Below are 7,421 nucleotides of genomic sequence, written 5' to 3'. Positions count from 1 at the left end.
AGGTCACGCCAAGGGCACCCAACCCGCATGCGATATAACATTGCCTCCACTATCCTACGGAGATTGGGGTAGTCATAAATCCTGTGCTGTAGCATGATCTCCCTCAGCTTTGACCAACGCTCGTCATTGAGCATAAGTCTTAGCATTGCAAACTCGTTTTATACTTGGTATCTGAGCCGTTATATTATGAGTTTGCTTTCATTAATCAATGAATTAGGTAGTTCAGCTTTTAATTTGACCATCTATTGATGCCGCGGACAAGCCGCGGCACGTAGGCAGCAGGTGAATTGTCAACAGACCCTAATGAATTGGATGCTTCTCGAATTATTTCATCAGCCTGTTTATTTTTAAAAGTAACATGGTGATGCAGTCCAACAGTGACAATAGCAGGGGCTAACTCCTTCATCATTTGCAATGCGTTGTTTTTATCCTCCGATGAGGAGTGGGGATTTTCCAAGATGTCAATATTGGCAATAAATGCTGCAACACTTCCTTTTCTCACTTTAATGCCATGGATGAGGGTGTAATCTGCACCATCTGCAATAATATCTTCTGGGAGAACCGCTGAATTAGTCATATTAAGGCTCCTTCTTGTTTTATTGCTATGATAACGCTAAAAGAGATTCATTCTCAATTACAATGGGCGGGAATCTAGATGTTTAATCAGACTATTTTGAGTGTATACGGTGAAAAGGGCAAAAATTGGCTCACAAAGCTTCCTAAACTTGTCCAAGAGTTAAGCACCTTGTGGCATTTAAGGGATCTCAAGCCGATACCTAATCTTTCCTTTAATTATGTGCTTTCTGGCTTTCAGCAGGAAAAACCAATTATCTTAAAATTAGGTCTGGATGATATGGCATTGACTCGAGAGGCGAATGCCTTAAACGCCTTTTGCTCGTGTGCTGTTGTCAAACTTTTAGCCGCAAGAAAAGGTGCATTACTGCTTCAGCGGGCTATTCCTGGGTATTCTTTAAAGAATCAATGGCTTGAGCACGCGGAATCCCTGACAATTGCGTGCCAGCTGATTAGCCAATTGACGCAAGCCCAGCTACCTAAAGAGAATAAGTTCCCTCATATTAGGGATTGGCTTGCCATACTGGATAAAAATTGGGAAATACCCACACACTATTTGGAAAAAAGCCGAGAGTATAGGGATTACCTTCTTAAAACCAGCCAACAAGACCACTTATTACACGGTGATCTTCATCATGACAATATTTTAAAAAATGACAATGATTGGCTCGCGATTGATCCAAAAGGCGTAATAGGCGAGTTGACTTATGAAGTGGCTGCTTTTATACGAAATCCAATACCAGAATTGCTTGAATCAAAGGCCGCATGGCGTATCATAGATAGACGAATGACTGGGTTTGCTTCTCTGCTTAATTTGGATCTAAGCCGAATCGCCCAATGGTGTTTTGTGCAAGCCGTTTTGGCTTGGTGCTGGAGTCTGGAAGACCGTCTGGATGATGGTTATTTTAGAGAGCTAACAGAAATTTTTGCTAAATCGTGTGCTTAGTTAAATGATGGCTTTGGTTTTGTTAATAAACAGGGATGGATTCATCGATGAAAATTTTGGATGTTAAAAAGGCGCTTGAGCAATATTCGCTTCATTCCGGCTATTTCCGTTGGGGACCGACGAAAGAGTCTCACATTAAAGAGCTAGAAATTTTTTACATCGAGATAAATGGTAAAGAGGGCGAGGTGGTTAAGGATAGAGAGCTCACTGATGAAGAGTATCTTAAATTAACTAAGATTATTTTAGACAAAAAAACGTGGGACCATAGGGCGGCGAGTATAAGTTTAGGTACACTCGCGAACAAGCTGGGTGGGCGCAAAGCTTTAAGTCATCTGAAAGAAAAAGAAAAACTCAGTCCTGCTAATTTAAAACGAATAGAGCAATACACTCTTACTGAAGAGCGAATAGAGACGTTAGATACCTCATTACCACTTGGTAAAGATGAAGAACATGGGCTTATGCTGTCTCAGCTTCTTGAGGTATTAGACCCAGTAATCCCTTTCTTATCCTCTCACGCTTTAGCAGAAATTTGTGAACGAGCGAATAAGGAAGCTTTGGCGAATAAGTTAACCTTTATTCAACAATTAGTGGATGCAAAAGTAACGGAAAAAGCCGCTTTCTTATTGATTTTAAACAGGAAAAATCCCAAACTGTTAAGTGATATTTTAGTTTTATTAAACAAAAATGGCTTGTGTGATGAGAGTAACATTCAAAAACTTGATGGTTTAGACATCCAAGATGTCACCGTGTCCTCAGCAGCTAAAATAGCCCTATTCAACGATATATTATCTCTTTTTGCAGCAGCTGATCCGCTTTTGATGATACAGTCGTACCTATCGGCTCTTTTTAACTTTCATGAGCTTTGGTGGGGCATTAAAGCAATTGCTGAAGGATTAAGTTTGTGTGGACAACTAAATTCAACGAATATCACTACACTGTTTCATCATGTCGATGCGATAGAAAAAGGCGAAACGATTAAAGCCCTGTTAAGGCATTTCAAGCATGCTGGTTGGCCAGTGGAAGAGTATTGGGAACTGATTTTAAAGACGGTAGACAGGAGTGGGGACATTTTATCGGCTGTGAGTCAATTAGCCCAGTTGGATTTAATTTCTTCACAGGTACAACTGACATTAAGTCAGTTATTTACTACACCATCACAAGGTCAAAAAATAGCAAAAGCTGTCGCACTATTAGCCCAAGAGGCTGCGCCCATTGATGATGAAGAATTGAAAACAGTGCTTAGTGGTCAAGAGCACATGCTATCGCTTGCTAGAGGAATAGCGATAGCCAAAAAATCACCTGATTATCATGCTGACGCTAAGACCTTTCTATCGCAACATCCTGAGCATGCTGAAGGATTAGCCTTAGCTTACAATCAGTTAGCGGCAGCAGGACAAAATACCATCAAAAATAGAAAACTGCTCTGTTCTATTCCTGAAAAAGCCATTTATTTAGGTTTCATCCTTCAATACATTAGCCAAGCAGGGCTTTTACAAAAAGAGAGTTCGAATTGTCAGGAAAATATCGAAATAATCATGGAATGTGCATCACACTGGCAAGGACTACATAAAGCGTGCGTTCGTTTGAGCAAAAAAGAAAAATTAAATCAACCTAACTTAACATTGCTCTTAGAAACACCTGATGATGCCGAAGCCATTGCTGAAATACTTTGCGAAGGTGCTTTAGAGGAATCACAAGGAAAACCAAAACCAATGCCACATGATGAGAAAAAAGCGCAGAAATCAGGGTGGGGTTTATTCCGATTTCTTGGTGTTTATAACTCGGAAGAATCTCCTAAGCCTAGCTATAGGAATGGAAGTGAAAAAAGTGAGGAAAACGATGCTAGTGACGAAAGTTATGAAAGTTACAATAGTACCGAGGAGCTAAGCACCGAAATGGTAAGTACTCAGCCTCATTGATAAGAAGGGATGCACTCTAACAATTTTACCTCAACAAGGCATAGCCAGTGAAGCGCTACATGTAGATTGGTCAAAGCCTAACCTACCTGTGGCGCTTAAGTTAATAAACAGATGAGCAGGTTGAATCAAATCATAATTTGCAAAGCCCCATTACTGATCAACCGTACTCATATCATAATACCGTGTTCCTACTGCAAATCCTTTGGGAGCTATGCTGCTTATTGTCTCTAAATCGTCTTGGGAAAGTATTATATCAATGGCTTCAATGTTTTCTCTAAGCCGGCGTCGCAACTTTGTTCCTGGAATAGGAACGATGTCTTCTCCTTGTGCCAAGATCCAAGCCAAAGCAAGTTGGGCTGGCGTGATTTCTTTTTTTAGCGCAAAACGTTCAAGCTCGTCGACTACCGCAAGATTTTTATAGAAGTTCGTTCCTTGAAAACGCGGATTGTACAGACGAAGATCACCCTCGGCAAAATCTTCGGGTTGCTTGAATCGACCAGTGAGAAATCCTCGTCCCAAAGGGCTGTAGGCAACGAAACCAATGCCTAGTTCCCTCACAGTTTGTAAAACACCGTCCTCGGGATCTCGACTCCACAACGAATACTCGGTTTGTACTGCGGTCAGTGGATAGACTTCATGTGCCCTCCGAATGGTAGTGGGATTAGCTTCAGATAGGCCAATATAGCGAACTTTTCCTAATGCGACTAAATCAGCCATGGCACCGATTGTCTCTTCAATGGGTACTTTGGGATCCACTCGATGTTGATAATATAAATCAATTTCGCTAATCCCAAGTCGTCGTAAAGAGTTATTACAGCATTGATGAACGTAGTCAGGGCGGCCGTTAATACCAATAAATTCCCCATTCGCATTACGCTCGTTGCCGAATTTAGTAGCAATGATGACCTGATTACGGCAAGTTTGAATGACGCTACCGATTAACTGCTCATTGGTGAACGGACCATACATATCGGCAGTATCAAAAAAATTCACTCCCTTCTCAATAGCAAGGTGAATGGTTGCCAGTGACTCTTTTTCAGTCCCCCCTTTATAGAATTCAGACATGCCCATGCAACCTAAGCCAATACGAGAAACAACAAGTCCCTGGCTTCCTAATCTTACCCGTTTCATTCTGACCTCCGTATCGGCAAACTACTCTAACGATGTTAATAATGGTAGGATAAATTTGAATAAAAGGGACGCTTTTATGACATCATTACAGGATAAAACGACTTGGATTACGGGTGCATCTTCAGGTATCGGCGAGGCGCTCGTTTACGAAATCACTCGAGCAGGGGCGAAAGTGATCTTGTCTGCACGCAATGAAGAAGCGCTTCAGCGCGTGCGAAAAAATTGTGTCTCACCTGAAAAACATTCTATTATTCCGCTTGATCTTGAAAACTATCGCGAACTCAAGAAGAAGGCTGAAGAGGTTTGGGATCAACATGGGCCTATTGACGTACTTATTCACAACGGAGGAATCTCTCAGCGATATTTAGCCGCTGATGCCGAGCTTGAAATGGACGAAAAAATCATGAAAATTAATTTTTTTGGAGCCATCGCACTGACCCATCCGATACTAAAAAAAATGTTAGAGCGCAATAGCGGGCATTTAGTCGTTACCTCGAGTATATTAGGCCTCTATGGCGTACAAACGCGCTCTGCTTATAGTGCGAGTAAACATGCTCTAAAAGGTTATTTTGAATCCCTACGTAATGAATTAGTGAAGACTGGGGTTAAAGTGACGCTTGTCTATCCAGGTTACATCAATACTCAAATTTCAATGCACGCGTTGGTAGCCAATGGTACTGTTTATGGGAAGGCGGATAAGGCACACATGAATGCGATTCCACGTGAAAATTGTGCACGACAAATGAGAGAGGCAATTGAACAGGATAAACCCGAGGTAATTATTGCTGGGTTTAAAGAAAAGCTGGGATTACTAGCAAGTCGCTTACTCCCTTCTTTATTTCGCCGTTTGACACCTAAGCTTGAAATTTAGGTGATTGGCGGAGAGAGAGGGATTCGAACCCTCGATACGTTTCCGTATACACACTTTCCAGGCGTGCGCCTTCAACCGCTCGGCCATCTCTCCTTCAAGCGCGAAGGATATACCTATACTTCAAGGAAATCAATCATAGAGGTATTCATCTTAATGGCCTCACGTGCAAAATTCAAATCTCAGCGTATAATTAAATTATCTATAATCCGGGATTTATGGATTTGCTATGATGATTAAAGCATTTCTGTCACTTTTTCTTAGCTGCGCATCGATGCCCCTTTTCGCATTTCCTTGTGTTTTTACTTTAGCGAAAGACAGCTGCTGGACGAATTATGATGTTAAAGTGAACGTTTTGGATTCAGTAAGCAATAAAATATTACTCACCATTGAAGTTCCAAAAGGACAATCGTGGGCAAGAGGAAATTTTGATTGTCACACTGCGCAAAGCTTGATGTATCAGGCAACTTTCGAACCGGTGTTTTGGCAGTCTGAAGTGGGAAAAAGCTATAATGCGCTTCGCTACTGGTTTTTGCCTGGTTCAATCGCTCAAGGCGTAACAGCCTGGGAAATTCCGGTTTGTTTTCCTGCTGATTTTTCATCAGTTCCCTTTCCGCCTGACGCAAGTGGTGATTGCAAATGTGATTTTAACAGCATTCCAGCTGTTAAACCACAGCCAGCAAGTCCGCAACCGGCAAATTCGACACCGCCAGCAAGTCCACAACCGGGTGGTTCATAATGAGCCTAACGGCTATTGCCAATTCATGATAAGGCAGTTTTCGAACTGGCACGACAGGGTAACCGCCTTGTGGCGCACGATGCGGTTACCTGACTAGCACACGCCTTAAGCTTTGTGTATGATGCAAAACAAAGAAAAAAGAGATAGAGGCCTCAATTGACTAGCTTAAGACATCAAATTGGACAAATGCTCATTATGGGTTTTGCTGGAACTGCAGTTGATGAGGAGAGTCCCATAGCCCATTGGTTAAGCGCTGATAGCCTAGGAGGGGTACTGCTATTTGATTACGATCTAATCGATAAACGCCAAGGGAAAAATTTAGTTAACCAAGCCCAGATTAAACAACTTACCCACCAGCTTAATTGCTATGCAAAAAAATTTTCTCCTAGCAAGGATGCTCCAGGTCTTTTTATTGCTCTTGATTATGAAGGAGGAGCTGTTGATAGACTTCGCCACATTGACGGATGCATGGTAACTCAAAATCCTTCTGAGTTGGCTAAGCTTTCAGACGACGCCTTTCGAGTGGAAATTGAAAAAATGGCTAAAACGCTCAAATCCTTGGGATTTAACTTGAATTTTGCCCCCGTAGTTGATCTCAACTTAACTGAAGAGCATGGAATCATTGGTAGTCTTGGAAGAAGTTTTTCTGCAGATCCCTTAAAAGTAGCCCGAACTGCACAGAAATTTGTGGAAATTTTTGCTGAGCAGGGATTAACGTGTTGCTTTAAGCATTTTCCTGGTCATGGAAGTGCTATAGGTGATACTCATCATGGTTTTGTTGATGTGACTGAAACCTTTAAGCCGAGCGAGCTTGAACCGTATTCGCTTCTGCTCAAGCAAAATGAATTCCCTGTTATGATCATGACAGCTCATGTGATTAATCGTCAGTTAGATGGAAACGGTTTGCCTGCTACGTTGTCTTATCCGATTCTCACTGGCTTGTTACGCGAAAAATTAGGATTTAATGGGGTTATTATCAGCGATGATTTACAAATGCAAGCCATTGCTAACCACTATTCCCTCGATGATGCATTGTGCTTAACTATTAATGCAGGTGCAGACATGCTGATTTTTGCCAATCAATTAGGGCAAATAACGGCCCCTGATTTAATTGATAGAATTGAAAATTTAGTGCATAAAAACGCCATTTCACGCAGCCGAATTGAGCAGGCCTATGAGCGCATTATCCATTTAAAGCAGGCTCATTGGGCTTTGGTATAACAATTTCTTCGCCTGAAAGATATT

The 7,421-nt window shown here is 41.7% G+C and carries 8 protein-coding genes and 1 tRNA gene; 5 read left to right on the top strand and 4 right to left on the bottom strand.

The window, feature by feature from the left end; genetic code table 11:
* On the bottom strand, nt 1-146 hold a 146-nt coding region (locus B5D33_RS15890; RefSeq protein WP_139364762.1), incomplete at its 3' end, for a transposase.
* 83 nt (nt 147-229) lie between these two features.
* Nucleotides 230-577 (bottom strand): hypothetical protein, encoded by a 348-nt coding sequence (locus B5D33_RS15885; protein ID WP_065239971.1) that lies wholly within the window; start codon nt 575-577, stop codon nt 230-232.
* A 78-nt stretch (nt 578-655) separates the two neighbouring features.
* On the opposite strand from B5D33_RS15885, the gene B5D33_RS15880 reads away from it, so the two are divergent.
* Both B5D33_RS15880 and B5D33_RS15875 read left to right on the top strand, forming a co-directional pair.
* Nucleotides 656-1,519, top strand: a complete 864-nt coding sequence (locus tag B5D33_RS15880) for an aminoglycoside phosphotransferase family protein (RefSeq protein WP_058451136.1) — start codon at nt 656-658, stop codon at nt 1,517-1,519.
* Between the two features lie 47 nt (nt 1,520-1,566).
* A complete protein-coding gene (locus B5D33_RS15875) occupies nt 1,567-3,438 on the top strand; it encodes a hypothetical protein (RefSeq protein ID WP_058451137.1) in 1,872 nt (623 codons plus the stop codon).
* Nucleotides 3,439-3,588: 150 nt separating this feature from the next.
* Here B5D33_RS15875 and B5D33_RS15870 read toward each other — a convergent pair whose 3' ends face one another.
* Nucleotides 3,589-4,569 (bottom strand): aldo/keto reductase, encoded by a 981-nt coding sequence (locus B5D33_RS15870; protein WP_058451138.1) that lies wholly within the window; start codon nt 4,567-4,569, stop codon nt 3,589-3,591.
* 76 nt (nt 4,570-4,645) lie between these two features.
* On the opposite strand from B5D33_RS15870, the gene B5D33_RS15865 reads away from it, so the two are divergent.
* Nucleotides 4,646-5,440, top strand: a complete 795-nt coding sequence (locus tag B5D33_RS15865) for an SDR family oxidoreductase (protein ID WP_058451139.1) — start codon at nt 4,646-4,648, stop codon at nt 5,438-5,440.
* A 5-nt stretch (nt 5,441-5,445) separates the two neighbouring features.
* On the opposite strand, the gene B5D33_RS15860 is transcribed toward B5D33_RS15865, so the two are convergent.
* Nucleotides 5,446-5,533 (bottom strand) — tRNA-Ser (locus tag B5D33_RS15860).
* 133 nt (nt 5,534-5,666) lie between these two features.
* Here B5D33_RS15860 and B5D33_RS15855 point away from each other — a divergent pair.
* Both B5D33_RS15855 and B5D33_RS15850 read left to right on the top strand, forming a co-directional pair.
* Nucleotides 5,667-6,176: a hypothetical protein gene (locus tag B5D33_RS15855; protein ID WP_234802534.1), complete on the top strand. Its 510-nt coding sequence runs from the start codon at nt 5,667-5,669 to the stop codon at nt 6,174-6,176.
* Nucleotides 6,177-6,332: 156 nt separating this feature from the next.
* A complete protein-coding gene (locus tag B5D33_RS15850; protein WP_058451140.1) occupies nt 6,333-7,397 on the top strand; it encodes a glycoside hydrolase family 3 N-terminal domain-containing protein in 1,065 nt (354 codons plus the stop codon).
* Nucleotides 7,398-7,421 lie beyond the last annotated feature (24 nt).

The sequence above is a fragment of the Legionella maceachernii genome (genome assembly GCF_900167045.1).
Taxonomy (GTDB): Bacteria; Pseudomonadota; Gammaproteobacteria; order Legionellales; family Legionellaceae; genus Tatlockia; species Tatlockia maceachernii.
The sequence above is the reverse complement of the archived record's forward strand: the minus strand, read 5'-3'. Positions and strand labels throughout refer to the sequence as shown.